This is a genomic window from Streptomyces sp. NPDC015532 (genome assembly GCF_043078065.1).
Lineage (GTDB): Bacteria > Actinomycetota > Actinomycetes > Streptomycetales > Streptomycetaceae > Streptomyces.
In genome coordinates this window covers 554,303-579,646 of record NZ_JBIBSY010000002.1, presented here as the reverse complement: position 1 = coordinate 579,646, position 25,344 = coordinate 554,303, and the positions used below count along the sequence as shown (strand labels likewise).

The window sequence follows — 25,344 nt, the reverse complement described above, 5'->3', positions numbered from 1 at the left end:
GATGGCAGAGGCAAGGCAAGACGCGCGGTTGGAGACGATGACGGCCGACAGGGAGATCGTCATCTCCCGGGTCATCGACGCCCCGCGGGAGCTGGTGTTCGAGGCGTTCACGGAGATCCGGCACCTGTCGCGATGGTGGGGTCCGGAGGGGTTCACCACCACCACGCGGTCCTTCGAGTTCCGCGAGGGCGGGGAGTGGGACTTCGTGCTGCACGGGCCGGACGGGACCGACTACTCCGAGTGGATCCGCTGGCTGCGGATCGCCCCGCCGGAGCGGATCGCGCTGCTGCACGGCGAGACCCGCGACGACCCGAACGCCTTCGCGTCGGTCCTGACCTTCACGCCGGACGGTGCGGCGACGCGGATCGTGATGCACACGGTGTTCCCCACCAAGGAACTGCGCGACGAGGCGGTCGAGAAGTACCACGCGATCGAGGGCGGCCGGCAGACCCTGAGCAACCTGGCGGCCTACGTCACCGACCTCGCGCGGAAGGAGGTCGAGGGCTGATGTCCGGGAAGGTGTTCTTCAGTGTGTCGATGTCGCTGGACGGCTTCATCGCGCCCGAGCCCGTGCCCGTCGAGGACGAGCTCTTCTCGCCCGACAAGCAGGACGACCCGGACGTGAAGCGCTGGATGGCGCAGTGGACGGAACTGCAGCAGTGGGTCTTCCCGCTGCGGTTCTTCCGGGAGAACCTGAAGTTCGGCGAGGGCGGCGAGGAGGGCCGCGACAACGACATCGCGAGGGAGACGTTCGAGCGCACCGGCGTGAGCGTCATGGGCAAGCGGATGTTCGACCTCGGCGAGCTGTCATGGCCGGAGGAGGCGCCGTTCCACACCCCGGTCTTCGTCGTGACCCACACCAGGCGTGACCCGTGGGAGCGGCCCGGAGGCACCACGTTCCACTTCGTCGACGACGGCATCGAGCACGCCCTCGATCAGGCCCGTGCGGCCTCAGGCGACCGCGACGTCCGTATCGCCGGCGGCGGCGCCACGATCCTGGAGTACCTGAACGCCGGGCTGGTCGACGAGTTCTCGATCGCGCTGTCACCGGTGCTTTTCGGCGCCGGCACCCGACTGTTCGACGGCGTGGACGCGTCCAAGGTCGCGCTGGAGCCGGTCCGTTCGGAGCCGTCGTCGCGGGTGACACACCTGACTTACGCCGTGCGCCCACGGTAGCCGCGCCACCGCTGCTGACCGTTGCCCCGACGAGCTATGGCGGCGGCCGCGCGACCCTCCGCCCGGTAGGAACGGTCAGCTCGCGCGGGGCGAGCCCTGCCGCTCCGCGCCCCCGCCGGCACCATCCCGTTCGCGCCTGGTGCAGGGGGCGGATCACGGGCGGACAGCTCAGTGGCGATGTCAGTGGTGCGGCATACGCTTTGGGGATGCGAGCTTCAGGAACGTTCAAAGTTGCCGACTTCACCCCGGCACCGGTGCCGAGTCCCGCTGTCGAGACGGCGTTGCCCGTCGGTGTCGCCACGATGGAGAAGCAGTACGAAGGCGAGATCGCCGGGCGCTCCGCCACGTTGTTCACCGCCGCGTTCGACCAGTCCAGCGGGGTGGGAACGTATGTCGCCATGGAGTCCTTCGAGGGGTCGCTCCACGGGCAGGCCGGCGCTTTCAATTTCGCGCACTCCGCGACGACCCTGGGGGAAGGGAGGGAGAGCGAGTTCTTCGTCGTCGTGCCGGCCAGTGGAACGGGCGCGCTGGCCGGGATCACGGGGACCGGCGGCATCGCCGTCGACGCGGACGGCACCCACCGGATCTGGTTCGACTACGAGCTCGGTCACTAGGCCGCGCGTCACGAACGGAGCCGATGCCGGACCGAGGCGACGGCGACGGTGTCGTGGAGGTCGTGACGAGCGGCGGAATCGTCCTAGTCGGTCGCCTTGTAGCCGGGGAGTGAGGGCCATCGGACGGTCAGAACCACGGACTCTTCCTCCGCGAACCAGGAGTGGTCGACGCCCCGGCCCCACACGACGTAGTCCCCCTGCTCGGCCAAGAGGACGCTGCGTCCGGGCAGTTCCACCCGGAAGCGCCCGCTGATGAGGACCAGAAGGGCGGTGCGCTCTTCGCCCGTCACCCACGAGGCCCGCTCATCGCCCTGCGGGTGGATGCCCCATTTGATCTCCACGTCCTCGCTGTGCCGAGGATCTGAGGCGTCCTTGAAGTGCCCCAGCAGCCACCCCCGGTCCAGTGCCGCGTCCTTGCCCGCATTGCCCACATACACGCTGTCGGTCATGGCTCGGAAGGTAGCAGCCACCGACATCGTGCCGGTTCGCCATGGCCACGGGTCAGGTCGCGGTGGGGATGTAGCGCGTTGCTGCGAGCTTGGCAATCGTCCGGAGTCTCGCGAAGTAGGAGGCGCAGTAAGCCGAGTTGATCAGGGGAACGACCTTTTCGAGGTCGGCGATGCATGACCAGAGGTTGGCGATGCCGCTGTCGTCGAGCCCGCCGTTCAGCTCGCTATTGGCCCGGTCCGACCTTGAAGCACAAGGCCAGAACGTGTTTGAGATCTGCTGGTTGGAGGCCCGACTACTTCAGGAAGTCCTTCCAGAAGGGGACGGTCGCCTTCGGGTTCCAGTTCTCCCAGTCTGGTTCGTGATCTTCGTTGAACTCGTGGTCGATGTAATCGGCCAGGTCGCTGCCGTAGTAGATCATGTCGGTGCCGTCCCAGATCGACAGGACGGGGCGGTGGGGAGCCCCACCTCCGCTGTCTGGAATGGGCCGCACCCGGCTCACGCAGCGGTGGCATACGACTTCGGCCCCTTGTGCGTGGCGTTACGCCGTTCACAAGGGGCCGGTCTTTTCGTAGCGGGGACAGGATTTGAACCTGCGACCTCTGGGTTATGAGCCCAGCGAGCTACCGAGCTGCTCCACCCCGCGTCGATAAGCTCACCCTACGGCATCGATGGGAGCCGGGCGTACACGCTCTGCCCTGAGCTGCCCCGAGACGGGCTGCAGACCGGGTACGCGAGTGGTGTGCCGAGACCTGAGCGTCCCGGAAATACGGCAAATGCCACCCGAACGGCCTACGTGCTCCCGCGTCGAGCGAGCGCCGTTCCCCGGTTCGGACCAGTCTGGCCAGGAGTCACTGTGCCACCGCATTCCCGTGATCACCGCTCCACCGGGAGGCGCCATGGTCCTGATCGCTCTGCTCCTACCAGTAGTGCTCGTGCTCATGCTGTTCGGGCTGGATGCCTTGGAGAACCGCTTGTTCCCTCCGCACCCGGACCAACGGTCCCAGACCGACGTGTGAGAACCGCCCAGAGCCCCCTGCCTGCCGCACCCGCTCGGCTCCTCCTGGGCCGCGCCCCCTGACCGGATGGCGTCTCAGTCGTAGAGGAGGGCGGCGGACGAGGTGGTCGCCCCCTGGCGGCCGGGTGTGGTGTACGCGAAGTTGAGGACGGTACGGCGCAGCCCTGGACGCTCGAGGGGGGTGACGCGGTGGGCGGTGACGTCGCTGCGCAGGAGGTAGCCGTCGGCCGGTCGGTGATGCACGCGGCGGGCGCCGGGCGCGTCGAGGGCGTCGAGGGCGCCACGGCCGGGGTGGAACTCCAGCAGCCCGCCGTCCGTCTGGTGCGGCGGCGCCTCCAGGAAGAGGACCAGGGCGAGCGGGTAGTCGTCGGTGTGCGTGCCGTGGGTGTCCCCGGGGCGGTGCAGGACGTTCAGGACGTGCCGTTCGACAGGGTCGTGCACAGGGACGACCGCCCGGCCAAGGAGCGAGGACAGCAGCCGCAGCAGATCCCGGTCCGCGTAGAGACGGGTGATCATCGGTGAAGCGCGGGCGATCTGGTGTCCGCCGAGCGTGGTCATGTGCCGGGGGGTGTCCGCCATGTCCGGCATGCGGAAGTCCCGCCGCACCGCGTCGGCCTCCAACCTCCGTGCTTCCCCTCCGAGCTCGGCGAGCCCGGAAGGGCTGATGAGCCCGGGCAGGGCGACATAGCCGTCGGCGGAGAACCGCCCGCGCAGGGACTCCCACCGCTGGGGCACAGGCAACGAGAACACGGCCGATGCATCCCGCACGGCCGCAGAGGACAAACCCGCCTCGACCACCTGGACCAATGACCAATGCCTCGGCCGCGTCGCCTTCGCCGCACGCTGCCGTGCCTGGCCGGGCGACGGCTTCGAGCGCCGCCGACCTGGACGGGTGCGGCCGACGCTCGACGGGGTCGGCGCCCCGCTGACGAGATGCCTGCGTGCCCCGGGTGTCCGTTGCCCGGGACACGCTGCCGCGCTGGCCGCTTCTCTACACCGCGGTGATGCCCTCCATACCGGACTCGGCGAAGGAGGGCAGTCCGGTGATCGTCGTGACCTTGGTGAGGGCGCCGTTGTGCCCGATACGGAATCCGTCGACGGTCCCTGAGGTGGCGTTCTGGACATAGACGAAGCGGTCGGCGGCGACGGCTATGTCGATGACGCCCTGGGACTTCCCTGAGGGGGCGGCCGTGATGCCCGCCTCGTTGGTCAGCTTCAGCTTGCCGCCCGGGGTCATCCGGTATCCGGTCACGGTGGAGTTTCCGGTGTTCGCGCCGTAGAAGAAGTCACCGGCGCGTTCGAGCCAGCACAACGTGTCCTGCCCGTTGGGCAGTGGTTTCTGGACGGCCTTCAGCTCGCCGTTGTGCCGCACCTTGTAGGTGCTGACAGTGGACTGGGCGGCCTCGGCGACCAGCATGCGCCCGTGGGTGCCGAAGGCGATGGCGAACGGCACCTTGCCCGCCGATTTGTTGACCACCGGTTCTGGGGCCGGGCGGCCGTCATGGCCCAGGGGGAAGACCTCAAGGGTGTTGGCCGACTTGGTGGTGACGACCAGGTTCCTGCCGTCCGGGGTGATGGCGACCTGCCCGGGCGAGCTGCTGAAGAGCGGCACCTCTTCGTTCTCCAGGCCCAGGGTGCGCTGCGAGTCGCTGAGCGGCTTCAGACCCTCTGGAGTGATCCTGAAGCCCTGGATGCTTCCTGCGCCGCCGGCGTTCATGACGTAGGCCAGGCCGCCCGAGACGGCCACGCCGGCTGGGAAGTCGCCTCCCGTCGACACGATCTGGCGGTCGGTCAGCTTCTGTCCGTGCACGGCGAAGGACGTCAACGTGCCGCTGCCCGCGTTGACCGCCAGTAGCCGCCCGGAGCGTCGGTCGTAGACCAGGGACCCCTGAGAGGCCAGCGAATCGGTCGGCGCGTCGACCTGGTCCCCGCCTTTGCCGCCTGTGCTGTACGTGTGAGCGGCGGTGAGCTTGCCGTCGTCGCCTCGGCGAAAGACATGGATCGTGTTCCCGGCCAGTTCGTTGCCCTGCACGAACACGGCGTGGTCGGCCTTCGACGTCGTGCGGGGTGCGGGGGAGACCTGACCGGCCGAGGCGACATTGAACGTAGCGATCACCGCCGCGACGGCCACCGTGCCACCGCCGAACAGAGCCGTCTGCTTCTGGAGCCTCGACCTGCGCCTGATGTGCCTGCTCACTGTGGCTCCTCACGTCCGGGGGATGTGCGAACACAGTGACTCCCGAGGCCAGGTCGGCGAAGGCGGACGGGTGTCGCGTCAGAATCTCGTAATAGGTCAACCAGCGCGTGCGGCAGCAGATTTGAGTGCCCTCGCTGCTGTGCCGAGCGGTGCCGACACCTACGCAGCGCTGCCGGCGTTTCGGGGGGCGTCGTACGACGGCGACCCGCTCGCCGTGGAGCGGACCATGCGGAGCCGTGTCCCGTCGAGGGCGGGCCGGCCGTCCTGACCAGCCACTCCTGGGCCACTCCGTGTTCATGTCGGCCGTCGACCATACAGAAGATCGATCACCTCCGAGACCTTCCGATGAAACGGCCCGTCCATGAACCGAGTCACCCCCGCTCTCGCCCTGGGGCTCTGCGCGCTCCTGGCGAGTTCCGTCCCCGCCCAGGCCGGCGAGCGGACCACCGACAGCTACGGCACCAAGGCCGTGTACGAGGCGCGCCAGGACGCCCGCACCTATCAGCGGGCGCCCCGCGGCTTCCTCCCGGTCTTCACCGAGAACGTCTCCCGCCACGGGGCGCGCTCGGCGACCGACAGCGAGGACGGCGACCTGATCCTCGCCCTGTGGGACAAGGCCGAGAGCGAGGGTGAACTCACGCGGAAGGGGCGTGAGTTCGGTCCCACGGTGCGCGCTCTTCTCGACGCCATGGCGAAGGTCGGGTACGGCAACCTCAGCGGACGCGGCAAGCGCGAGATCCAGGAGACCGCCCTCCGCGCGGAGCGGCGGCTGCCCGGACTCTTCGACCGGATCGCCGCCGACTCCGAGGGCATCGACGTGGTCAGCTCCGGGCAGGGCCGCGCCGTCGACAGCGGCAACCTGTACGGTGCCGCGCTCGCCGCCGCCGACCCGGACCTGGCCCCGTTGATCGGCCCCACCCGCACGGACAAGGACCTGCTCTACTTCCACAAGGCCGCGGGCGGAGCCGCCTACCGGGACTACGTCGCGAACGACCAGAGGCTCGCGACGACCCTCAAGAGCATCACCGACCAGCCCGCCACCCACCGCGCCGCACGGACCGTCCTGCGGGAGATCTTCACCGCCGACTTCGTACGGCGCGTCACCGACGGCGAGTTCGCCGCCATCGGCAGCGACGTCGACGCCGCCCAGGCCGTCTACAACCTGTACGCCATCGCTCCCGCCATGAGCGACGAAAGCCCCGGCGGCAGGGGCTGGGCCATGCGGCGGTACATATCCCGGGACGACGCCGCCTGGTTCGGATACCTGGGCGACACCGAGGACTTCTATGAGAAGGGCCCCGGATTCGCCGGCAGCGACATCACGTACAAGATGGCCGACGTCCTGCTCGACGACTTCTTCCGCCAGGTGGAGACCAAGCGCGCGGGAACCAGCGCGCTCGGCGCCGAACTCCGCTTCACCCACGCCGAGGAGATCATCCCGCTGGCGGCCCTGATGGGCCTGCCGGGTAGCACCGAACCGGCCACCCCGAGGGAGCCGTACACCTACGCCGACAACCCCTGGCGGGGCGCGTCCGTGGCGCCGCTCGGCGCGAACATCCAGTGGGACGTCTTCCGCAAGGGCGGTACCTACCTGGTCCGCATGCTCTACAACGAGAAGGAGACCACGTTCAAGGCGGGGTGCCGTCCGGTGTCGAAGGGCAGCACGTTCTACGACCTCGACGAACTGGAACGCTGCTTCGGGCGCGCGAACCCTGCCTCCTGACGGAACCTGTGAGCACGGCGTCGGAGGCCGGGGTCTCCGGCGCCTCCTGTTCCTGCGGTCCAGGGGCCGTTCTGGCAGCGGGTCAGGGCTCGGGTGTGATGTCGGTGCGCAACACTGAGTACATGACCATGTCGCGCCATGTTCCGGCGCGGAAACAGGCGCCGCGCAGGACGCCTTCGCGGGTGAAGCCCGCTCCCTCCAGAGCCCGCTGCTCGGCGATGTTCTCCAGTTCGGTGCTTGCCTCGATCCTGTTGACCTTGGTGTGGTCGAACAGGTAGGCGGCGAGCCGGCGTTGAGCCTGCTTGCCGTAGCCCTTGCCGCGCTCGGCGGTGAGCAGGGACACGCCGATGTTCCAGCACGGGGACGCTGGTCCCTGGAGCACTTCGTGCCACTGCACCTCGCCGACGAACCGGTCGTCATCTCCGGCGATCACCAGCCGGCCGTCCTGAGCGGACAGGAAACCGTCAGCGAACCGGCGCCGGAGCTGTCCCGGGTTCCGGTACCCGAAAAAGCCGTGGTCTCCGGCTTCTTCGGGGTCTTCATGGAGACGTTCGAGCTGGTCGAGGTCCCTCTCCGTGACAGGGCGCAGTCGAACATGATCATGGTTTGGCATGGTCACAGGGTACGCGGCGGCGCGCGGGGGGAGCCCTCGTCCAGTCCGAGGCCGTCCGGCTCCGGGCGATCTTGTGACGAGGTCTTCCCGGCGGGTTCCGTGTCGCCCAGCGGCCCTGAATGTCTGACGTTCCGGTTTCCAGCAAGTGGTGTTCAGCTGGAGTACACGCCGTTTCAAGATCCTCTCACCAGAGTTCCCCCTCGTGCCTACCTCACAATCGCGTGCCGGCGTCGCCTCTGCGTGCGCCTTGGCCTTGACGCTTTCAGGACTGCTCGTCACCGGGATGCTGGCCGCCCAACCCGCGGCCGCCGCGGACCCGGCCGGCTATCAGAACGTCCGGATCAACGAAGTCACCTCATCGAACAACGACACGGTGGAGCTGTACAACTCCGGCTCGGCCTCGGTGAGCGTCAGCGGCTGGAAGATGTCCGATGACAGCTTCTCGCCGCAGTCGTTCAGCCCGTCTTCCACCACGATCCCGGCCGGCGGCTTCGTCACCTTCAACTCGCCCAAGGGGCTGGGCGATGCGGACAAGCTGGTGATCTACACGTCCGGCGGCACGGTCGTGGACCGCGTCGACTGGGCGACCGACAAGGCGAAGCCCGCGATGGCGCGTTGCGGCGGCGACGGCACCGGGGCGTGGGTGACCGCGACCACGGCGTTCTCGTTCGGTGCCGCGAACGCCTCGGGCTGCCCGACGTCGGTCCCGGCGGCGAGCCGGGTGCGGATCAACGAGGTCACCTCGGACGGCTCGGACACCGTGGAGCTGTACAACGGCGGAACGAGCGCGGTCAGCGTCGGATCGTGGAAGTACGTCGACGCCGACACCTCCCACTCCGCGGTGACGCTCTCGTCCTCCTCGCCGAGCGCGAGCAGCATCCCCCCGGGCGGCTACGTCACGTTCAACTCCACCATCGGCCTGGGCGACAACGACTCGGTCGTCCTCGTCGACAGCAGCGGCAACACCATCGACTCGGTGACCTGGACGGCCGGCGCCGCCAAGCCGTCGGACGAGCGCTGCGCCAATGGCACCGGCTGGTTCCAGACCGCCACGACCGCGACCCTCGGCAGCGCGAACTCCTGCACGGGCAGCACCGGCGGTGGCACCGGCGGCGGTCAGACCGGCCAGTTGCTGGGCGGTGGCGGCTCGCTCACCAGCGGCTGTACGCCCGAGGCACCCTCCGGCACGGGTTCCACCCCGACGGGCACCCTGGCGTGGCCGGGCGGGCTGGACGTCACGATCGCGGACAACGTCTGCGCGTTCACCACGTCCACCGGACCGGAAGGCCGGGACCTGAGCGGCCTGGCGTTCGACCCGGCGAACCCGTCGGTGCTGTGGGCCGCCAAGAACAAGAACTGGCTGTACAAGCTGGTCAAGAGCAATGGCAAGTGGATCCCGGACGCGACCTGGAGTGCGACCGGCAAGCAGATCCGCTTCGCGGGCGGCTCCGGCGAGCCGGACTCCGAGGGCCTGACGGTCGGCGGCAACGGCCACGTCTATGTGACCTCCGAGCGTGACAACAGCGACAACACGAAGCCCAAGGACACGATCCTGGAGTTCGACCCGGCCGCGACCGGATCGACGCTCACGCCGGTCCACCAGTGGGACATGACCTCGCAGTTCCCGCAGCTCGACACCGGTGACAAGGACGATGCCAACCTCGGCTTCGAGGGCGTCGGGTACGTGCCGGACAGCTGGCTGACCGCGAGCGGCTGGGTCAACCCGCTCACCGGCGCCGCCTACAACCCGGCGAACTACCCGCTGCACGAGTCGGGCCTGTTCTTCGCCGGCTTGGAGTGGGACGGCTCGCTGCACGTCTACGGTCTGAACTCCGACGGCACGTTCACCACGTTCGGCACGATCGCGACCGGCAAGGCCTCCGTGATGGACGTGACCTTCGACGCCGGCACCCAGCGCCTCGTCGCGACCTGCGACAACACCTGCGGTGAGACCCACACCTTCATGAAGGTCAACGCCTCCGGCGCGATCGTGCCCGACGTGACCTACGGGAACCCGGCCGTCATGCCGGCCGACAACCTGGAGGGCTTCGCGATCGCCCCGACGTCGACCTGCGTCAGCGGCTTCCGCGAGGCGGTCTGGAGCGACGACGGCGTCTACGGCTTCGGCTCCGGAAGCTCCTCCTACGGACACGCCCTCTACAGCGGCACCTTCCCCTGCTGATCCTGCCGACCACCGGAGGCGGCCCACCCACCGGGCCGTCTCCGGGTAGGGGCAGGGCGCCTGCCCGTGTGGAGCGCGGCGACGCTGTGGTGAGTCAGGTGACGGAGATGCGGCGTAGCCTGCGGGGTGATTCGGGGGAGTAGGCGGTGCGTGCGTGGAGGACGCGCCGGTTGTCCATGATCAGGATCTGACCGGGCCGCCACCGGTGCGCGTACGTCACCTCGGGGATGTTCAGTGCCCGGTCGAGGGCGGCGAAGAGGTCGCGGTTCTGTTGCCCGGTGTAGCCGATCACGGCAGCGCCGTAGTTACGGTGCGGGTCGGCGGGGTGGTCGAGACCGATCCACAGCGCGTCCCCGCCCGTGACCGGGTCGACCTGTACCGGCGCCACCACCGGGTTGCCGTCCGGGCGTTCCACGTAGAAGCCCGAGACCCGGGACCAGTACTCGATCTCGATGCCGCGCAGCGTGTCCACCAGGGCCGTGGGGGCCGTCGCGAAGAAGGCGCGGCTGCCGGCGACCAGCGTCTCGCCGCCCTCGTCGGGGGCCTGGAGGCACTCCAGGCCGATGTAGCTGACCGGGTTGGCGTTCAGGAGGGCGTCGGTGTGCATCGGTATGGCGCCGGTGCGGAACTGCGAGTTGTCGGTGCCGGGCCGCTGTTCCTGGATGAGCTGTGTTCCGAAGCTGTACGGCGTCGGCCCGCCGAGGGGAGCCATGACGTCCTCCAGGGGCACCGGGTCCGGGCCCTGGGGTTCCAGGACGACGAAGCCGTGGCGCTGGAGTTTCTCCAGGTACGGTGCGCGGGCCGTACGGGGGCAGCGGGCGTCGGCGGCCGACCGCCGCATGTCGGCGTCGGTGTCGGTGGTGGAATCCATGGTGGGTGTCTCTTCTGCTGGTCGGTGGCGGCGCGCCGGGTGCGGTGCGGGCCGGGTCAGCGGGCGTGGGTGAGTTCCGCCTGCGTGTACTGGGCGGCGGCGGGGCCGAACTGGAGCGTCGCGTGGGAGCCCGCGGTGTGGAGGTCGCGCCACAGCCGCTGCAGGTCCGAGCCGGTGCTGTGTCCGCTGGTGCCGGAAGCCGGCATGAGGCGGTCGACGGCGCGGAGCAGCAGTTCCGCGGCGAAGGCGCAGTCGCGTTGGTTGCGTGCCACGTCCGTGGGGGTGAGCGCGGGTGCGGTGTCGATGTGGTGGGCGATGCGGTCGAGGAGCAGTTCGGCGGCGTCGATCTCGCTGGAGCCGCGGGCGAACACGTCCCCGTAGTGGGCGAGTACCGGGTCGTAGGCGCGGGGGTGCCTGCGCAGTCGCGCTGCGGTCAGCTGTCTCCAGAGGCGCAGTGCGCCGTGCGCGGCGCCGAGCATCGGCAGGCAGAACAGGAAGGTGTTCACGGCCGGCAGGGGGACGGTACGGCCGTCCGGGCCGGCCGGCTCGGTCAGCAGTGTGGCGGGGAAGGTCATCGTGTCCGGGACGAAGGCCTGCTGGACGGACACCGTGTGGCTGCCGGTCGCCTGCATGCCGACGGTGTCCCAGGTGCGGTCGACACGGACCTGGGTGGCGGGCACGAGACAGATGCGCCGGCCGCCGCCGTCCGTTCCCCGCGGGGTGGCGGCCAGGAGGATCCATTGAGCCCGTTCCGCGAAGGAGACAGCGGGCCAGGATCCCGAGAGCGACCAGCCGCCTTCCAGCGCGGTGACGGTGCCGTTGGGGGTCACGCCTCCGGCGATCAGCGTGTCCGGCCCGCCGGCCCACACCCGCTGCTGTCCCTCGGGGGGCAGGTGGTGTGCGGTGCGGGTCATCAGCGCGGCCACGACCGCGCACCAGGCGGTCGCCGGGCAGCGCGCGCCGATGGTGACGGCCGCCCGCTTCAGTTGCGTGAACGTCCCGCCGTAGCCGCCGAACGAGGTGGGCACGAAGTGACGTGCGGCGCCGGCGGCGACGAGCGCGTCGATGACCTCCGGGTCCGGAGTGCGGGCGGCTTCGGCCTTCTCGGCCCGCTGTCCCGCCAACTCGGCGATCCTGTCCGCTTGTTCGACGAGCGGGGAGGACGATCCTGTCGCCTTCACGGCCGCGTCACCTCCCGGACCGCCTGCTGGGAGACGATCTGTGTGGTGAGGCGGACGACGGTCACCGGCTCGCTGAAGAGCCGGGCGACGGGGAGATCGATGTCGAACTCCTCCTCCAGGCCCGACAGCAGCCGGATCATGTTCACCGAGTTCAGACCGGCACCGATGAGGTCGGCGTCGTACGCGTCGGGACCGATGTCGTAGCCCTGTTGCCGCAGCTGGTCGACAATCGTGCCGAGCACCGTTGATTCGTTCACCGCAACCCGCTCTCGATCTCGTCCTGGATGTGTCGCAGGTTCTCCGCCCGGAACACGTCGAAGTGCCCGCCGGTCAGCGTGCGGGTGCGCAGGCCGGGCGCCCAGGCCCGCCAGGCACCGGGGTCCGGTTCGGCCGGCTGTTCACCGGCCCGGAACTGGACGAGCGGAACCGGTACGGGGCCCGGCTGCCAGTCGCGCAGGAGGAGCAGGTTCTGCCGGTAGACCGCGAACCTCTGGCGCAGTACCGCGTCGGTGCGTACGGCCTCCGCCGAGACCGTCACGTTGCCGGCCCGCCGGATGTCGTCGGTGAACGCGGCCACCGTCCGCGGCTCGACGTCCTCGCAGTGGCGTGCCGCCGCCGACACGGGAGTGTCGAGGAGGACGGCCTTGGTGATGGGGTACGGCGCGGCCCGCGTGGCCTCGGCGGCGAGCGCGCCGCCGAAGGACCAGCCGAGAACGACGCACGGCACGTCCGGGTCGCCGATCTGCCCCTTGAGGTGCCGCAGGCACAGGTCCGTCAGGGCGGCCAGTGTCGGGGCCGCGGCCCCCACCGTGTCGCAGGGGCGGTCGAAACCGAGGACGTGGATGTCGAGGTCGGCCGGCAGGGTGCGGATCAGGCCGGCGTAGCAGGCGACGCCCCCGCCGACGGGCGGGAAGAAGACGACCCGGCCGCGCGGACGGGTCACCGGACGGGGGGAGAAACTCCACACCGCCTCGTTCGCCGGTCCGCGTCCGGCTCCGCACAGCTGCGCCAGGCCCTTCACCGTGGGGTCGGCCAGGAAACGCCCGAACGGTACGGCATAGCCGAACCGGCTGCGCAGCATCGACAGCAGCCGGATCGCGTCGAGGGAGCTGCCGCCGGAGTCGAAGAACCCTTCCCCTCCCGGTTCTCTGCCCATCAGTTCGCTCCAGCAGGCCCTCACCTCCTGGGCGTGCGGTCCGTCCTTGGGCCGAGAGGCGACGGGAGCCGGAGCCGCGGGCGGTGTCGCCGTCGTCCGCAGTCGGCGGTGGTCGACCTTGCCGTTGGCCGTCAGCGGTAGCTCGTCGAGGTCGACGAGCGCGTACGGGACCATGTAGGCGGGCAGTTCCTCGCGCAGCAGGGCGAAGCTGCGCGCGCGCCAGTCGGCGGGGGCGTCGGCGGACAGGGTGACGCAGGCCAGGACACCGCCACCGTCCTCGGGGACGCACGCGGCGCTGCGGCGCACGTGCGGCATGGCGTCCAACAGTGCTTCGATCTCGCCCAGTTCGACCCGGTAGCCGTTGACCTTGACCTGGGTGTCGATGCGGCCGAGTATCTCGACGACGCCGTCCGGGCCGCGGCGGCCGCGGTCGCCGGTGCGGTAGACCCAGCCGTGTTCCGGGTGGTCGTAGAACGCCTTCGCGGTCCGCCGCGGGTCGTTGAGGTATCCGTCGGCGACTCCGCGGCCCGCGATGTGGATCTCGCCGATGTGCCAGTCGGCGCACACGGCTCCCTGGGCGTCCAGCACCAGGATGTCCTGGCCCGCCAGCGGCTTTCCGTACGGGATGGACCGGCAGGTGCGGTCGGCGGGAGTGACCTGGTGGTGGATCGACCAGATCGAGCCCTCGGTCGCACCGCCCAGGCTCAACACCTGCGCCCCGGCCGACCGTTGTTCCAGTGCGGCGGGCAGGTGCAGCGGGATCCAGTCCCCGCTGAGCAGGTAGGAACGGACCGACGCGAGGACGCCGCCCTCCTCCGCCAGCAGGGCGGCCAGGGCCGGTGCGGAGTTCCAGACCGTCACCGCGTGCTCCGTGACGATCCTCGTCCAGGCGGACGGGGTGCGCGCGTCGTCCTCGGACGGTACGACCACGGTGGCGCCGACGAGGAGCGGGCCGAAGATGTCGTACACCGACAGGTCGAAGCCGAGCGAGGACACCGACAGCACGCTGTCCGACGGCCCGAGCCGCAGCAGGTCGTTGACCGCGTCGAGGGTGTTGAGCACCGCGTCGTGGCGGATCACCACACCCTTGGGCTCGCCCGTCGAGCCGGAGGTGAAGATGACATAGGCGATATCGGCCGCCTCACGCTCCGGCAGCCGCCGTACCCCAGACGCCGTCGCCGGCGCGGCGGAAGCCTGCGCTCCGGGCACCGTCGTCGGCGCGGTGGGAGCCTGTGCTCCGGGCGCCGTCGTCATTGCGGCGGGAGTCCCCGTCCGGGGGACTGCCGTGGGTGCGGTGGGGGTCCGTACACCGGGCACCGTCGTCGGGATGGCGGGCGACCCCACCGCGGGGGCCGTCGCCGGTACGGCGAGCGTCCGTACCCCGCGTCGGTGCCACGCCTCGGCGACGTCGTGCTCGTGCGCGGTCACCGCGAAGCGCAGCCCGGCCTGGTCGGTGATCCGGTCGAGCCGCCCTCGCGGCAGGCCCCAGTCGAGCGGGACGTACACGCAACCGGCGAGCAGCGTGCCGAGGATCGCCACGACCTGGCCGCGGCCGCGCGGCAGATGGATCGCGACATGGTCGCCGGTCTCGGCGCCCGCGCTCACCAGGCGCCGCGCGAGCTCGGCGGCGGCGTCGGCGAGAGCCTCGTAGGTCAGTGTCCCCTCGCCGTCGCGGACCGCGTGTGCGTGGGGGGTTCGCTCCACGGTCTCCAGGACCCGCTGCTGCAGCGTCGCTCCGCCGGGGGGCGCGGGGCGGTCGTGGCAGGGGGCGGAGCGTGTGCGCCGGGCCGCTCCGGTCCAGTCGGCGCCGTCGGCCGCGAGCCGGTCGACGGCGTGGGCGTACTGCTCGACGAAGGCGTCCAGGAAGCCGTCGTCGAACGCGTCGGTCCGTCCGTCGAAGCCCAGCCGGATGGTGCCGTCGCCGTCCACGACCACCTGGTGGTCCAGCAGGACCTGCGGCACGCGCAGGTGCACGGTGTCCCAGTCCCGCCGCAGGCCGAGCGCCGCCTCGCGCGGTGTGTCGACCTCGGTAGCGGTGAACGCGAAGGGATACGGCAGCCGGCGGGGGCCGCCGGCCGGGTCGGCCAGGCGGGCGATCTCGGGGCCGCTGAGCGACTGGTGCAGCGACTGTTCGAGGACGCGGCCCTGCACCTCCCGCGCGAGCGAGACGACATCGCGTCCCTCGGCCGCCGGTATCGCCACCGGCATGGCGATACCGCGGTTGCCGAGCCCCCGGGTGCCGGCCGGCGGGTCCTGCGGGGAGAGGACGAGGGTGAGGGTGTGCGGGCGGCCGCCGCCGACGGAGCCCAGGAGGGTCCCGTACACGGTGAGGAAGACCATCGGCAGGGTCAGGCCGTGCCGGTTGGCCTGCCGTGTGATCGCCTCCGTGGTGGCGTGGCCGAGATGGAGCATCCGGTGCGTCACGGCCCGGCCCGCGTGCCGCCAGTCGGGCCGCAGCGGCGCTTGGACGGTCTCGGGCAGGGCCGGCGCCACCGCACGCCAGTACCGTTCGTCGCGCTCCCGGCGCCGTCCGGCCCGCGAGGCCGCCCCGCGGTCCACCGTCGCGCTGTCGCTGTCGCTGTCGCTGTCGCTGTCGCTGCCGGTGCCGGTGCCGGTGCCGGTCTCGGTCCCGATGGCGGTCCCGGTGTCGGTGTCGTGGACCAGGCCTTCCAGGAACCGGGCGAGGGAGGCGGCGTCCATGAGCCACAGGGTGTAGACGAGATGGAGCCGCGCCCGTCGTGCCGAGCGCACCACGGTGAGCCGCAGCTGAGGCCATGCCTCGAAGGTGAGGCCGTCCGAGCTGAACTCCTCGCGCACCCCGCTGTCGAGGGCGTCGAAGCCGTCCTCGGTGGCCTCCAGCACGGTGACCGGGACGACCGCCTCTCCGTGGACCGGCGCAGGGGTCAGGCCGTCCTCGATGCGGGTACGCAGGATCGGGTTCTGCCGGACCAGGCGGTCCAGCCGCCGCTGGACCCCGTCCACGGCCGGCACCGGGAGCTCGCAGGCGACGTAGTACCGGGCGGGACCGCGCAGTTCGAGGCCCTCCTGGTCGCCGACCAGGTAGGCGCGCTGGAGCGGTCCGAGCACGGCATCCGGCGTGTGCGGGGCGGGCACGGCATCCGGCGTGCGGGGCGTGTGAGGGGCCGGCGCGGTGACCGTGTCGACGTGGTCAGCCATGGGTCGCCTCCCGGCCCGCGCGGATCGCCGACAGCAGCGCGCGGTGCACGCTGTCGATCACGTCGGTGCCGCGGATCCCCTTGCGGTAGTAGTAGGTCATGACCATCTCGGGCCCGGACATCTGAAGCTCTCCCTGGAGTTGGTAGCGCAGCGCACGGCCCAGAGACCGCGGGCTCCACGCGCCGAGGTCGCGGGCGCGCAGGCTGCGTGCCATCGGCCGCTGGTTGAACAGGACCGTGGACAGCGGGAAGCGACTTGTGGCGGGCAGCCGCAGGTCGGCGATCCGCTGGTCGAACTCCCAGTCGCCGTGCGTCGTACCGTCGGCCAGCTGGCGCGCCATGGCGGCCGCGGTCTCCCGCAGCGACGGTGCGCCCGGTCCGCGGACGATCAGGCTGGTGGTGAAGTTGCCGACGACCCCGGCGTCGCTCTCGCCGCGGTTCTGGCTCATCACGATGACGGGCGGCCGCTCCAGGGCGAAGGCCGCGGCGACGGCCTGCTCGAAGGCCGCCAGGACGACGGTGAACGCGGAGACGCCCCACTCCTGGGCCAGCGCGTGGACCTGACGGGTGCAGACGGTGCCCAGGGGCAGCGAGACCAGTTCGCCCTGGGCGCCGTCGGGTGTGGTGGCCTCGGGCAGTTCGACCTGGGTGGCACCCTCCAGCAGACCTCGCCAGTACGCGGCCGCCGGACCCGGTTCCCGCTTCCTCGCCGTCGCGCGGCAGAACGCCCGGTAGCCGCCGTGGTCCTGGCCCATGACGGGGTCCAGGGCCCGCCCGGACAGCACGGTGCGCAGTTCGCCGGCCAGCGCGTCCAGGCCCAGCCCGTCCACGAACAGGTGGTGTGCCACCAGCAGGACGGAACTACTGGTGGTGCCCCGCACGAGCGCGGCCCGGATCGGGGGCGCGGCTTCGGGGTCGATCAGTTCGGACACCAGGGCGGTGCGCGCGGCCTGCACGCTGTCGCGGAAGGCCGCCGAGTCCGGTTCGGCGTCGATGTCCACGACCTTGACCGCGCAGGACAACCGCGCCGGGTCGGTCCAGGTCTGTTCCCGCCAGTCGGCGGTGAGCGCCAGCCCCAGCACGTCGTGCCGTTCGAGCAGGGACCGCAGTGCTTCGGTGAGCGCCGTCTCGGACAGCCGCCGGGAAAGGGGGATCTCGCGGGAGATGTTGCACCAGTCGGCGTTGCCGTCCGACATGCAGATCCACAGGTACGCCAGCTGACGTGACGAGAGCGGACAGCGATCCGGCGGTGGAGAGCGGTCCGGCGCCGTCGGCACGAGCCGACCAGAGATCCCGGCTGTCCCGGCAGCGTCAATGTTCTCGGTGCCCTCGGTGCCCTCGGTGCCCTCGGTGCGCGCCGGGCGGCGTCTGTGGTCGATCTCGCGGGCCAGCAGCGGTATGTCGCGCAGGGCGAAGGCCTCCGCGACGGTCAGCCGCACCCCGTGGACGCGGTGGACCCGCGCCAGCGCCGCGAGCATCTCCAGCGACGTGATGCCGGCGTCGACCAGGCTGGAGGTGTCGTCGTCGACGTCCAACAGGACGCGCAGATACCGCTCGACGTCGTGCCCGGCGGCGGGGGTGGGATCGTCGGTGGGTGCGGTGGCAAGCCGGTCCAGGGACGCGAGCAGGGCCCGCCGGTCGACTTTCCCGCTGCGCAGCATCGGCAGGCCGTTCCGCAGATGCAGGGCGAACCGCGGCAGCCGCCGACCGCGGCCCAGGCCGTGGATCACGGTCCGCAGCGGCTCCTCGTCCACCGTTGTGCCGGGTGCGGTGGCCACGAAGAGCTGCGGGCCGCCGTGGTCCAGGACCACGCACTGGCGTACGTCGGGCAAGGCCTCGATGGCATCGACCAGCGGCTGGAAGTAGACCCGCCGGCCGCCGAACTTGAGGTCGTTGCCGCTCCGGCCGACGATCACCAGAGCGCCGTCGTCTCTCCGGCGCCCCAGATCGCCGGTGGGCAGGGGGACGGGGAACGCGGACGTCCGGTGCCGGTCACCGGCAGCGGTATCCAGGATGCCCAGCGCCGGTGCCCGCGAGGTGATGAGCACCTCCCCGACTCCGGTGTCGTCCAGATCGCGCAGGCCCACCTCAACTCCCGTACGCGGCAATCCGACCGGGATCGGCCGCGCGCCGACGCGGTCGAGGCGCTGGACGTCACGCCGGTACAGCTGGGCGAGCGTCGCCTCGGTCTGCCCGTACAGGTTGACGATCTCGGCACCGGGCGCGAGGGCGGTCCACTGCTCGGCCACCCGGTGGCCCAGGACCTCCCCGGCGAAGAAGATCAGCCGCAGCCCGGGCAGTCCGGTCGCCGTCAGGCGGGGTTCCTCGGCCAGCCGGGTAGCGATGGACGGGACGAGGAACACGGTCGTCGGGTCGCTGTCGGCCAGGTGGTCGGCCAGCGCCGGCAGGTCGAGCTGGGCGTCGGCGGGCGGCAGCGACAGCACACCTCCCGCGCCGAGCACGCCGAGCAGTTCCCGCAGCGAGGGGTCGAAGTTGACCCGGGTGACGGCGGCGCACCGGTCCGCCGCTGTGAGCTCGAACTCCTCGCGGAACCAGCGAAGGAAGAGGTCCAGGCCGCGCCGGCTGCCGACGACCGCCTTGGGCTCCCCGGTGGAGCCGGACGTGGGGATCACATAGCCGGCGTCCGCCTCCAGGAACCTCGGCGCCCGCCGCGCGGTGTGCGGGACGGATGCGAGGAGGATCGCGCCCGTGGCGGAGTCGACGACGAACTCGCTCACGCCCGGGGTCGCCCCGCGGTACTGGTCGGCCGGGGTGACGTCGTGACTGATCACCGCGGCCGGGCCGACGCGCTCTTCGAGCCAGGCGTACTGCTCGGAGCTCAGTCCGGCGTCCACCGGTACGGGCACCGCCCCGGCACGCCACACGGCCAGCAGCCCGACGACGTACGCGGGGGAGAGGGGGCCCATGACCAGGACACTCGCCCGTGCGACACCGGCCGTGGCGAGCCGGGCGGCCAGGGCGGTGACCGAGGCTTCGAGCTGTGCGTACGTCATCGACCGGCCGCACCACCGCACGGCGGTGCGCGCCGATCGCTCTGTCCCGGCGAGCGGAGAGCTGGGGCCGAGGGCTGTTGCGGGAGTCATGGCGTGCGTGCTTCCTCGTCTCCGACGATGCGCTTGAGGGCCTCGTAGTCGGTCTTGCCGACCGGGGTGCGCGGCAGCGCGGCCGCGAACCGCCAGGTCTGGGGCAGTTGGTGGGGGAGCAGACGTGTGGCGGCCCTTCGGCGGACCGTCCGCGGATCGCATCCCGGCTCCGTCATGACCAGCGCGGCGATCTGTTCGCCGCCGTGTCCGTCGGGCATCCCGACGACCCCGCAGTCGATGACGCCGTCGCACCCGCGCAGCGCCGTCTCGACCTCCGCCGGCGCCACCTTGTTGCCCGTGACGTTGATGAACGTGGACATCCGCCCGCGGACGGACCAGCCCTGGGGGCGGGCGACGAGGAGATCGTGGGTGCGCAGCCAGCCGTCCACGAACATCGCCGACTGTGCGGCCGGGTCCCGGTGGTAGCCGCGGGCCAGGGCGGGTCCGCGCACCCACAGTTCGCAGAGCCGGTCCTCACCGTCGGTCGCGCCGACCGGCCGCAGCCGCCATTCGATCCCCGGGAGCGGCAGGCCGATCGTGCCCGGTCCCGCGTTGTCGGCGTCGTAGGAGATGACGCCGATCTCGCCCAGTCCATAACCCTGGCGCAGGGGGAGGCCGAATCGTTCGCGGAAGCGCGTCTGGGTGTGGGCCGCGATGGGGGCGCTTCCGGTGAGGGCGAACCGCAGGGACCCCAGCAGCGCGGGGTCGACGCCGTCGGCCGCGACGAGCATCTGGTACATCACCGGGAGGCCGCTGACGAAGGTGACCGCGTGGTCGGCGACGGCGCGGGCCAGCCCGCGGCCCGTGAGGTGCGCGCCGCGGGTGAGGACGAGCTTCGCGCCGCTGAGCAGGGCCGGCAGGGCCAGTACGTCGATTCCGTGGCCGTGCCAGAGCGGCAGCGGGCACAGGACGACGTCCGAGGGTCCCAGGCCGGTCGCGTCCGTCCAGGTGTTCACCCGCTCCACGACGGCTGCCTGGGTCATGACGATGCCTTTGGGCTCACCGGTGGACCCGGAGGTGCAGTGCACGACGAAGTCCGTGGGCAGATACGCGTGGGACGTGCGTGCGGCCCTTCCGAGAGGGCTACGGGTGCCTTGCCCGGTCGGTTCGGGGACGAGGGAGCCGACGCCGTCGGGGCCGTCGCGCAGCACCAGGTCCAGGTCGAACCGGGCCGCGAGGCGCGCCGTCCGCTCGGGCGTGTCCCTGCTGTCCAGGAGCACGATGACCAACCGCAGTTCGGCGGCGGCGAAGTAGGTGGCGAGGAAGGTCGTGGGTTCGTCCAGGGCCAGGCCGATGGCAGTACCGGGCGGGTGGGCCCGGAGGCGGTCGGCGATGGCGTCGGTGGTCTCCAGGAGGTGGCCGTAGGAGACGGTGGTGTCGTCGTAGGACACGACGGCTGTCGCGTCGGGGCGCTGCGTGGCGATGCCGCGCAGCTGTTGATACAGCGTCATGAGGGGACGCCGACGGCGGCTTTGGTGTTCTTGGTGAGGATGTTGGTGAAGTGGTGGTGCATCGCCTTGGCCGCGAACGTCCTGCGGTGCACGGCCTTGGAGTCCTCGCGGGTCTGTTCCAGACTCGCCCGCAGCCGGTCGGTGAGTACGTGTTTGGTGGCGGAGAAGGCGGTGTGGGGGTAGCGCGCCATCCGCCGGGCCTGCTGGATCGCCCGTTCGAGGAGGAACTCCGGCTCGCAGGCTTCGTCGGCCATACCCCAGCGCAGGGCGGTGTCGGGACCGATCGGGCGACAGGACATCAGGGCGTGGCGGGCGATGTCGTAGCTGCTGATGGTGGACAGGATCGCGGCGCCCATGGAGGCGCCGATGCCGTGTTCCAGTTCGGGCATCGCCAGGCTCGCCCGGGTGGACATGATTTTCCAGTCGAACATCATGGCGAGCTGGAATCCCAGGCCGATGGCGTGCCGGTCGATCGCGGCGACGGTGGGTTTGCCGGTGTCCAGGACTGTCAGGTAGAGCTCGGTGATCCAGTCGATGAGGTCGTCGACCGACTCGTCCGTCGCCAGCAGCATGACCTCGTTGAAGTCCCCGCCGGCGCTGAAGCTGCGGTCGCGTCCGCCGTGGACGACGATCGCGTTCACCGTGTCGTCGCGGTCCGCCGCGCGCAGGGCGGTGGTGAAGGCTTCGGCCATCTTCTTGCCGAACGGGTTGGTCGGCTTGTCGTGGTTCAGGGTCAGGATCCGGGTTCCCCTGATGTCCTCGATGTGGATCAGTGCCACGGCGTTCCCCTGTTCTCAGTGGTGCTCACGGATATAGGCGGCCACCGCCGCTTCCAGGCAGGTGTCGGAGTCGACCGGCTCGTGCGGTCGCTCGATCAGCGCGTTGGCCTGTTCGGTGGCGATGAGTTCGTAGAAGTGCTCCACGTCGACGCCGTCCAGGCCGATCAGACGGTCGACGGCGCCGTGGAGGTGGCGCAGGACGCCGCTGCCGTGGTGCATGGCCTGCTTGGGCCGCCACGCGATGTGGGGTGGCAGGAGCGCTTCGGCCGCGGCCCGGATGTGTCCCTTTTCCCGGTCGCGGTGGCGCATGACCTCGGGAGCCGTGTCCAGGGCGGCCTGGATGACGGGGGTGTTCCAGTACATGTGGCGCAGGGTGTAGCCGTGGGCCGCGGCGCCCGCACCGCTCCACTCGCCGCCCGCGGCCGCGTCGTTCAGGCACTGGATGACGGCGTCCTGAAGGTCGGGGGCGGTGCCGGTTTCGGTGCGGAGCCCGGAGTTGATGTAATCGGCGCCGATGCCGGTCAAGATCGTGCCGGCGGGGATCTGGCGCTTGCGGTAGACCGCGACGAGGTTGACTCCCGCGGCGACCATCTCGTGGGTCGGGACGCCGAGCATCCGGACGGTTTCCGGGATCGCCCGGAGGATGTCCCGCTCGCTGAGTTCGACATGGCGGACCGGCATGCCCAGGTGGGTGCCGAGTTCGTCGGCCGTGGCGTACTCGTCGCCCCACGGGGTGCCCAGGGTGGCGAGGTGGTCGAGGATGCCGGCACGCTGGGCCAGCGCGGCGACGAGCCCGGAGTCGACTCCGCCGGAGACGACCACGGTCAGGGGCCGTGGTGTGCCGCAGGCGGCGATCTGCTGCCGCAGCACCTCGATCTGCCGTGCACCCGCCTCGGCGGCCTTCTCGCCGATCAGAGGGGAGGCCTTCCAGGTGTTCGACACGGTCTCGGTGACATCTGTCGAGTCGCCGTTCGCGTCGCGGGAGAAGACGACGGTGCGGCCGCCGCCGATCGTGCGGATCGCGGCGCGGACGGCGCGGATCTGCGCCACCCGGTCGGGCCGCACGCCCGAGTGCTCGACCGCCCGGGCGGTGAGGGAGGCGAGGTCGGTCCCGATCAGGACGCGGCCCGTGCCGGGCCGGCGCCAGTAGCGCACAGGGGTGAGGTTCTGCCGGCTGGTGCGGATGGTCACGCGGCCCGCGGTGCACGCGATCGTGTTGCGGTCGTCGAGGCCGCCGGAGTGCGGCGGCAGGGCGCCGCCGAACTCCTCCACCACCAGTCCCTCGGTGGTGGAGTCCTGGCCGGCGCCGTCGAGCCGGTGCACGGCGAGGCCGCTGCCCTGGGGGCGTACCTCCAGCAGGAGTGTGGGATAGCCGTTCATCGAGTTCTTCCCCCTCTTCACGCGACGGACAGGCGCACGAGTTTGCGCGGCTGGCCGGGGAAGGCGGCCCGGCCGTGGACGACCTGGCGGTTGTCCTGGACGATCACCTGCCCGGGCTGCCAGGTGTGGGCGTAGAGCACGTGTGGCTGGTGCAGCACCGCCTTGATCCGGCCGAGCAGCGCGGTGCTCTCCTTGGCGCCGAGGCCCACGACCGTGGCGTCATGCGTGCGCATCGGGTCGTCGGGGTCGGTGAGGCCGATGACCAGCCGCGTCCTGCCGGTGACGGGATCGTCCTGGACGGGGGCCACCTGGGGGTGCCCGCCCTCGGGGCGGTCGCGGTAGTAGCCGGGGATCCGGTTGTGGTACTCGATGGTGACACCGCGCAGGACGTCGAGGAGATCGGCCGGCGCGTGCGCGAAGAACGCGGCGTTGCTCGCGATCAGTGTCTGGCCGCCGGCCCGGGGCGCCGCCACGCACCGCATGCCGATGTACCTGACGGCTGGTCCGGCGTTGAAGAGACCGTCCGTGTGCAGCGGCATCGCGTGGGTGGAGAACTGCAGGTTCTCGGAGCCCTGGTGCGGCTGGAGGTCGAGTTTCGTGCCGAAGCCGTACGCGACCGGTTCGCCCAGCTGCGACATGACGGCGTCCAGATCGAGGTCCAGATCGGCGCCACCGCCTGTGCCCGGCTCCAGAACGACGAAGCCGTGCTCGTCGAGTTTCTCGCGGAACCGGTGATGCTGTCCGGGGGGACAGGCCGCACGCCGGGCGATGTCCTGCATGTCGAACGACTTGATCATTTCCACCCCAGAGCGATCTGGTGCGTCGCCATGCGCGGTCGCACCGACTCGGTTGGCGTCTTTGCTGCCCAGACAGTGATCCGGTTTGCGTGGCCGGGCGGGGCCGGTGGCGTCCGCACGTCCCACCGGAAATCCGGGCACCCTCCAAACGCGTGCAGCACGACGCCTTCGGAAGGTGACCGGCCGGCTTCCCCGGCGACCGCTCGACGGCTCCGGGGCAGGTACGGGGGCCGTTCCCGGGTGGGCCCCGATCGGGAACGTACACGCAGGTGGCGTCGGGGGAGTTGGAGGTGGAGGCGTCTTGGACGGGTGCTCCAGCACTCCTCCAGCGCTCACAACGGCCAACAGGAGGTGCTGCTGAGTTCGCCGGCTGGATGTGCGAACCCTGGCCTCACGTCAAACATCCACATAGAGGAGTTTGTGCCATATTTTGGATACACCTTCCGGCGAAAGGCATGTCATGAAGTTCGCGGTCATCGGCGGTACCGGGCTGATCGGGTCGCAGGTCGTCAAGAACCTGAACGCCGCCGGGCACGAGGCGGTGCCGCACGCGCAGTCCACCGGAATCGACGTCATCAGCGGCCAGGGACTGGGCGAGGCCGTGGCGGGGGCCGACGTCATCGTCAACCTGACGAACTCCCCGACCTTCGACGAAGCCTCCCCGGCCTTCTTCCAGACCTCGATGGACAACCTTCTGGCCGCGGCCCAGAAGGGCGGCGTCGGCCACTTCGTCATTCTCTCGATCGTCGGCGTGGACCAGGTGCCGGAGCTGGACTACTACCGGGCCAAGCTGCTCCAGGAGGACATCCTCGCGGCCGGGCCGGTCCCCTACTCGATCGTCCGCGCGACGCAGTTCATGGAATTCATGGACGCTGTCCTGTCCTGGACCGCCGACGGCGACACCGTCCGGCTGCCCGCCACGCCGATCCAGCCGATCGCCGCCAAGGACGTGGCCGACGCGGTGGCGGAAGTCTCCGCGGGCGCCCCGCTGGGGGGCATTCGCAACATCGCCGGACCCGAGGTCTTCTCCCTGGACGAGCTGGGCCGGATCACCCTCACCCACAAGGGCGACGGCCGCACCGTTGTCACCGACCCCACCGCCGGCATGTTCGGCGTCGTCAAGGGTGACGTCCTCACCGACAAGGACGCCCACCTCGCCCCGACCCGCTACGTCGACTGGCTCTCCTGAACCGCTCGCGCCCTCCAGCCCCGGCGGACACCTCGCATACGGTGCTGACGGGGCCCGTGGGCCAGCGGCCGGCCGGTGTCGGCGGTGATGGCCGGGTTGAGCACGGGGAAGGCGTAATAGACGACGCCCCAGCTGGTGATCTGCGTGATGCACGGGCCTGGGAGTACGGCGCGGGGGCCCGCAACGCCCCCCCCGGCCGGCTCCCCCCCCCCCGCGGCGCCCCCCGGGACCGGCGCCCCCCCCCCGCCGCCGTGGGCCACGCCGGGACGGGATCGGAGGGGCGGGGCGGG

20 protein-coding genes and 1 tRNA gene are annotated in these 25,344 nt (G+C 70.9%); 6 read left to right on the top strand and 15 right to left on the bottom strand.

Annotation, left to right across the window (positions count from 1 at the left end; all coding sequences use genetic code 11):
• The first annotated feature begins 1 nt into the window (after window position 1).
• The 3 genes from ACF07B_RS09135 (at window position 2) to ACF07B_RS09125 (ending at window position 1,790) form a co-directional block, all read left to right on the top strand.
• A complete protein-coding gene (locus tag ACF07B_RS09135) occupies window positions 2-508 on the top strand; it encodes an SRPBCC family protein (protein ID WP_392178377.1) in 507 nt (168 codons plus the stop codon).
• Entirely contained in the window at window positions 508-1,176 is a 669-nt protein-coding gene (locus ACF07B_RS09130; protein ID WP_392178376.1) for a dihydrofolate reductase family protein, read from the top strand. Before ACF07B_RS09135 ends, ACF07B_RS09130 begins: the two co-directional genes overlap by 1 nt.
• Window positions 1,177-1,382: 206 nt before the next feature.
• Window positions 1,383-1,790: a DUF3224 domain-containing protein gene (locus tag ACF07B_RS09125; RefSeq protein WP_392178375.1), complete on the top strand. Its 408-nt coding sequence runs from the start codon at window positions 1,383-1,385 to the stop codon at window positions 1,788-1,790.
• An 83-nt stretch (window positions 1,791-1,873) separates the two neighbouring features.
• Here the strand turns inward: ACF07B_RS09125 and ACF07B_RS09120 are convergent, their stop codons facing one another.
• The 5 genes from ACF07B_RS09120 to ACF07B_RS09100 form a co-directional block, all read right to left on the bottom strand.
• Complete coding sequence (locus tag ACF07B_RS09120) at window positions 1,874-2,239, bottom strand: signal peptidase I (RefSeq protein WP_392178374.1); 366 nt, start codon at window positions 2,237-2,239, stop codon at window positions 1,874-1,876.
• Window positions 2,240-2,532: 293 nt separating this feature from the next.
• Window positions 2,533-2,730, bottom strand: a complete 198-nt coding sequence (locus ACF07B_RS09115) for a hypothetical protein (RefSeq protein WP_392178373.1) — start codon at window positions 2,728-2,730, stop codon at window positions 2,533-2,535.
• A 79-nt stretch (window positions 2,731-2,809) separates the two neighbouring features.
• A tRNA-Met gene (locus ACF07B_RS09110) sits at window positions 2,810-2,883 on the bottom strand.
• Between the two features lie 447 nt (window positions 2,884-3,330).
• Window positions 3,331-4,005, bottom strand: a complete 675-nt coding sequence (locus ACF07B_RS09105; protein ID WP_392178372.1) for a hypothetical protein — start codon at window positions 4,003-4,005, stop codon at window positions 3,331-3,333.
• A gap of 241 nt (window positions 4,006-4,246) precedes the next feature.
• Window positions 4,247-5,452 carry a lactonase family protein gene (locus tag ACF07B_RS09100; RefSeq protein ID WP_392178371.1) on the bottom strand — a complete coding sequence of 402 codons (1,206 nt, stop codon included), beginning with the start codon at window positions 5,450-5,452 and terminating at the stop codon, window positions 4,247-4,249.
• A 361-nt stretch (window positions 5,453-5,813) separates the two neighbouring features.
• Between ACF07B_RS09100 and ACF07B_RS09095 the strand changes: the two genes are divergently transcribed.
• Window positions 5,814-7,175, top strand: a complete 1,362-nt coding sequence (locus ACF07B_RS09095) for a histidine-type phosphatase (RefSeq protein ID WP_392178370.1) — start codon at window positions 5,814-5,816, stop codon at window positions 7,173-7,175.
• A gap of 82 nt (window positions 7,176-7,257) precedes the next feature.
• Here ACF07B_RS09095 and ACF07B_RS09090 read toward each other — a convergent pair whose 3' ends face one another.
• A complete protein-coding gene (locus tag ACF07B_RS09090; RefSeq protein WP_392178369.1) occupies window positions 7,258-7,788 on the bottom strand; it encodes a GNAT family N-acetyltransferase in 531 nt (176 codons plus the stop codon).
• Between the two features lie 253 nt (window positions 7,789-8,041).
• Between ACF07B_RS09090 and ACF07B_RS09085 the strand changes: the two genes are divergently transcribed.
• Entirely contained in the window at window positions 8,042-9,970 is a 1,929-nt protein-coding gene (locus ACF07B_RS09085) for a lamin tail domain-containing protein (RefSeq protein ID WP_392178368.1), read from the top strand.
• 94 nt (window positions 9,971-10,064) lie between these two features.
• Here ACF07B_RS09085 and ACF07B_RS09080 read toward each other — a convergent pair whose 3' ends face one another.
• The 9 genes from ACF07B_RS09080 to ACF07B_RS09040 are packed head-to-tail and all read right to left on the bottom strand — an operon-like array spanning window position 10,065 to window position 23,865.
• Complete coding sequence (locus ACF07B_RS09080) at window positions 10,065-10,841, bottom strand: TauD/TfdA family dioxygenase (RefSeq protein ID WP_392178367.1); 777 nt, start codon at window positions 10,839-10,841, stop codon at window positions 10,065-10,067.
• 56 nt (window positions 10,842-10,897) lie between these two features.
• Window positions 10,898-12,022 carry a hydrolase gene (locus tag ACF07B_RS09075; protein WP_392178366.1) on the bottom strand — a complete coding sequence of 375 codons (1,125 nt, stop codon included), beginning with the start codon at window positions 12,020-12,022 and terminating at the stop codon, window positions 10,898-10,900.
• Complete coding sequence (locus ACF07B_RS09070) at window positions 12,019-12,264, bottom strand: phosphopantetheine-binding protein (RefSeq protein WP_392178365.1); 246 nt, start codon at window positions 12,262-12,264, stop codon at window positions 12,019-12,021. Before ACF07B_RS09070 ends, ACF07B_RS09075 begins: the two co-directional genes overlap by 4 nt.
• An 11-nt stretch (window positions 12,265-12,275) precedes the next feature.
• Window positions 12,276-16,355, bottom strand: coding sequence for an AMP-binding protein (locus ACF07B_RS09065; protein ID WP_392178364.1), 4,080 nt, complete (start codon window positions 16,353-16,355; stop codon window positions 12,276-12,278).
• Window positions 16,348-19,458, bottom strand: a complete 3,111-nt coding sequence (locus ACF07B_RS09060) for an AMP-binding protein (RefSeq protein ID WP_392178363.1) — start codon at window positions 19,456-19,458, stop codon at window positions 16,348-16,350. Before ACF07B_RS09060 ends, ACF07B_RS09065 begins: the two co-directional genes overlap by 8 nt.
• Window positions 19,455-20,909 carry a class I adenylate-forming enzyme family protein gene (locus tag ACF07B_RS09055; protein WP_392178362.1) on the bottom strand — a complete coding sequence of 485 codons (1,455 nt, stop codon included), beginning with the start codon at window positions 20,907-20,909 and terminating at the stop codon, window positions 19,455-19,457. The genes ACF07B_RS09060 and ACF07B_RS09055 overlap by 4 nt, the downstream gene beginning before the upstream one ends.
• Window positions 20,906-21,688: an enoyl-CoA hydratase/isomerase family protein gene (locus ACF07B_RS09050; protein ID WP_392178361.1), complete on the bottom strand. Its 783-nt coding sequence runs from the start codon at window positions 21,686-21,688 to the stop codon at window positions 20,906-20,908. The genes ACF07B_RS09055 and ACF07B_RS09050 overlap by 4 nt, the downstream gene beginning before the upstream one ends.
• A gap of 15 nt (window positions 21,689-21,703) precedes the next feature.
• On the bottom strand, window positions 21,704-23,068 hold the full coding sequence (locus ACF07B_RS09045) for an asparagine synthase C-terminal domain-containing protein (RefSeq protein WP_392178360.1): 1,365 nt from the start codon (window positions 23,066-23,068) through the stop codon (window positions 21,704-21,706).
• Between the two features lie 17 nt (window positions 23,069-23,085).
• Window positions 23,086-23,865, bottom strand: coding sequence for a TauD/TfdA dioxygenase family protein (locus ACF07B_RS09040; RefSeq protein ID WP_392178359.1), 780 nt, complete (start codon window positions 23,863-23,865; stop codon window positions 23,086-23,088).
• A 460-nt stretch (window positions 23,866-24,325) separates the two neighbouring features.
• Here ACF07B_RS09040 and ACF07B_RS09035 point away from each other — a divergent pair, with 460 nt between their 5' ends.
• A complete protein-coding gene (locus ACF07B_RS09035; protein WP_392178358.1) occupies window positions 24,326-25,054 on the top strand; it encodes an SDR family oxidoreductase in 729 nt (242 codons plus the stop codon).
• Window positions 25,055-25,344: the final 290 nt, after the last annotated feature.